Here is a 2,626-nt window from a genome sequence, read left to right on the forward strand (position 1 = left end):
GCCAGGGCCGCGGCGTGAAGACCGCCGGCGGCCGGTCCGGCTCATCAAGGACCAGTTCCCCCTGGTACGCGGTCAGCCCGCCGTCGAGCAGCGCAGCCTCGTGCCCGGTGGCGCGCAGCATCCAGACCAGTCGCGCCGCGATGACACCGCCCGCGTCGTCGTACCCGATCACCGTGTCGTCGTCGCCGATGCCCGCCGCGGCCATGCCCGCCGCGAAGACCTCGGGATCCGGCAGCGGATGCCGGCCGTCGGCCGGGGAGGCATGCCGGGCCAGCCAGCGGTCCAGGTCAATGAAGACTGCACCCGGCAGGTGCCCGGAGTCGTACGCGGCGCGCCCCGACCGGCCGTCCAGATACCAGCGGACGTCAGCCAGGACCACCCGGCCGCTCTGCTCCCGCACCCACGCCTGGTCGACGACCGGATCGATCACGTTGACTCCTTATCTACCTGGGCCGTCCGCGGGCCTACTTACTTGGGCCGTCCGCGGAACTGCGCCTGCGTGGGCGGAAACGCACCAGGGCGACGGCGACCAGGGCGACGGCCAGCACGGTCGCGGCGAGTCTCGCGGAGCCGGTGAGCAGGGCCTGTCCCAGCACCATGAGGAGCAGGGCCAGGCCGAAAAGCAGGTGGTACAGGGCGGCGGCGCGCACGCCGGGGAAGTTTCGCGCCGTGCTGGCGGGGGCGTGGCCGGTGACCAGCATCCTGACCCCGAACAGGGCCAGGACGAGCCCGATCACGCCGCCGACCAGCAGCGTCGCCGTACCAAGGTTCATGGCCCTCAGTCTGCGCCGCCGCCGGCGCGCTTACCGGTAGTTCGTGAACTGCAGCGCGACGCCGAAGTCCTCGGCCTTGAGCAGGGCGATGACGGCCTGCAGGTCGTCCCGCTTCTTGCCGGTGACCCGGAGCTGGTCGCCCTGGATCTGCGCCTGCACGCCCTTGGGACCCTCGTCCCGGATCTTCTTGCTGATCGCCTTGGCCTTGTCGGTCTCGATCCCCTCGATGACCTTGCAGTCGATCTTGTACGTCTTCCCGGACTGCCGAGGGTCGCCGGCCTCGAGAGACTTCAACGAGATGTTCCGCTTGACCAGCTTCTCCTTGTAGACGTCGAGCGCGGCGACGGCCCGCTCCTCGGTCTCGGAGGTGATGGTGACGCCGTTCTCCCCCGACTTGGCGATGACGGTGCCGGTCCCCCGGAAGTCGAACCGGGTCCCGAGCTCCTTCTCCGCCTGGTGGAAGGCGTTGTCGACCTCCTGGCCGTCGACCTTGCTGACGATGTCGAACGACGGGCTGGCTGCCATGATCAGACTCCTGCTGGTGGGCCACGTATCGATGTCCGCGGAAGGCCGCGAGGGGCCCCCGACATGCCGACCGTACCCGGTTGTGAATCCCGCCGTCGGTATGGCTATCCTGTTCTTCGTCGCTGCGGGGGACCGCGGCGGCATGCCCAGGCGGGTTGCCCGAGCGGCCAATGGGAGCGGACTGTAAATCCGTCGCGAAAGCTACAGAGGTTCGAATCCTCTACCCGCCACAGGCAAGGTGAACGGCCCCGAGAGCTGCGGAAACGCGCTCCGGGGCCGTTCACGTTGAGTCCAGCAAGATCCAGCCGAATCCGGCTCGTTGCGAGTAGTTGTGGGCGGATCGTGGGCAGGTCGATCATGCGACCCGACGCCCACGGACAGGCGCCCTGACCGCATGTGCGGCGACCCTCCGTCAGCGTCGACCCCAGGACAGCGGGCCGATATGGTGCCCGCGTGATGCGCCACTTCCGCGACGCACCGCCGGGTCTGACTCCCCGGGCTCGCCGCTTCGTCAACATTCACGGCATCTGGCTCGACGTGCCGTCGGTTCAGGACTGGCGGCAGCGGTGGGAAGAAGACAGCATCCCCTTGGAAGTCATCGAACGCGCCGCCGCCCACCAAACGCGCTGGGGCGGCCTCGCCCTACCTCCGTCTCCAGGCAATGACGACGGCGACGGGGGGCCTCGCGTGCTGTGTGTCGGCACCCCAGAGAGGGAGGACGACTTCGCCGAACACGGGTGGTGGTTCGAAGCTGGCCCTCAACGCACAGCACTCCCCTACTCCTACCTGATCGGCCCTGACGGCAGCTTCGGCTTGGCGGGCGACACCTGGGTACCGCTCCACGCCACCATCGAAGGCTGGATTGAATCCCTCGCACTCGCCTACGCAGCCCGATCCACGGCTGACACCGTCACCAAGGTCTCCGGCAACGCGGTCGCCGATCTCGATCTGGCCGGCATGCAGTTGGTGCCGGAGACGGCCGGCCTCGCCAATACCTGGTGGCTACGGGCCGGGTCACTCGTCGCGATCTACAACGGAGAAGCCGAGCTGTTCAGCCGGCCGGCCTACCGCACCGCCTACGTGTACTCCGGCAACTTCGACGCGCAGTGGCTCTAACGTGCCACCCTGCCATCCCGTCCGCCGTCGACCCACACACCGTGGAGCGGGCCTGGCCCAGGGCGCCAAGGTGGAGCGCCCTACCGGACGTACGACCTTGGCGCCCTGGGCCAGGTCTGCTCGGCTTCGCCTGGGCGACGGTGGGCGGGATGGCTGCCTATCCCAGAAGCTTGAGATCCCCGCCGGAGGCATCGCCTCGGTCAGGCGTCGTC

Annotated in this window: 4 protein-coding genes and 1 tRNA gene; 2 read left to right on the forward strand and 3 right to left on the reverse strand. The window is 68.9% G+C overall.

Translation table 11 applies throughout. The annotated features are described in order from the left end of the window. The 3 genes from AB0C29_RS42730 to AB0C29_RS42740 form a co-directional block, all read right to left on the reverse strand. The coding region (locus AB0C29_RS42730; RefSeq protein WP_360833285.1) for a rhodanese-like domain-containing protein at positions 1–430 on the reverse strand (430 nt) is incomplete at its 3' end. 34 nt (positions 431–464) lie between these two features. Further along, entirely contained in the window at positions 465–773 is a 309-nt protein-coding gene (locus tag AB0C29_RS42735; RefSeq protein WP_360833287.1) for a hypothetical protein, read from the reverse strand. 30 nt (positions 774–803) lie between these two features. After that, positions 804–1,298, reverse strand: a complete 495-nt coding sequence (locus AB0C29_RS42740; RefSeq protein WP_360833289.1) for a YajQ family cyclic di-GMP-binding protein — start codon at positions 1,296–1,298, stop codon at positions 804–806. Positions 1,299–1,447: 149 nt separating this feature from the next. Between AB0C29_RS42740 and AB0C29_RS42745 the strand changes: the two genes are divergently transcribed. Then, positions 1,448–1,528, forward strand: a tRNA-Tyr gene (locus AB0C29_RS42745). A gap of 226 nt (positions 1,529–1,754) precedes the next feature. Then, positions 1,755–2,414 carry a hypothetical protein gene (locus AB0C29_RS42750; protein ID WP_360833291.1) on the forward strand — a complete coding sequence of 220 codons (660 nt, stop codon included), beginning with the start codon at positions 1,755–1,757 and terminating at the stop codon, positions 2,412–2,414. Positions 2,415–2,626 lie beyond the last annotated feature (212 nt).

The organism is Actinoplanes sp. NPDC048791, from assembly GCF_040650095.1.
GTDB lineage: Bacteria > Actinomycetota > Actinomycetes > Mycobacteriales > Micromonosporaceae > Actinoplanes.

Bases quoted from the DNA above. Each gene is read 5' to 3' on its own strand.
- AB0C29_RS42735 (WP_360833287.1), bottom strand. From the start codon at position 773: ATGAACCTTGGTACGGCGACGCTGCTGGTCGGCGGCGTGATCGGGCTC.
- AB0C29_RS42750 (WP_360833291.1), top strand. From the start codon at position 1,755: ATGCGCCACTTCCGCGACGCACCGCCGGGTCTGACTCCCCGGGCTCGC.
- AB0C29_RS42740 (WP_360833289.1), bottom strand. From the start codon at position 1,298: ATGGCAGCCAGCCCGTCGTTCGACATCGTCAGCAAGGTCGACGGCCAG.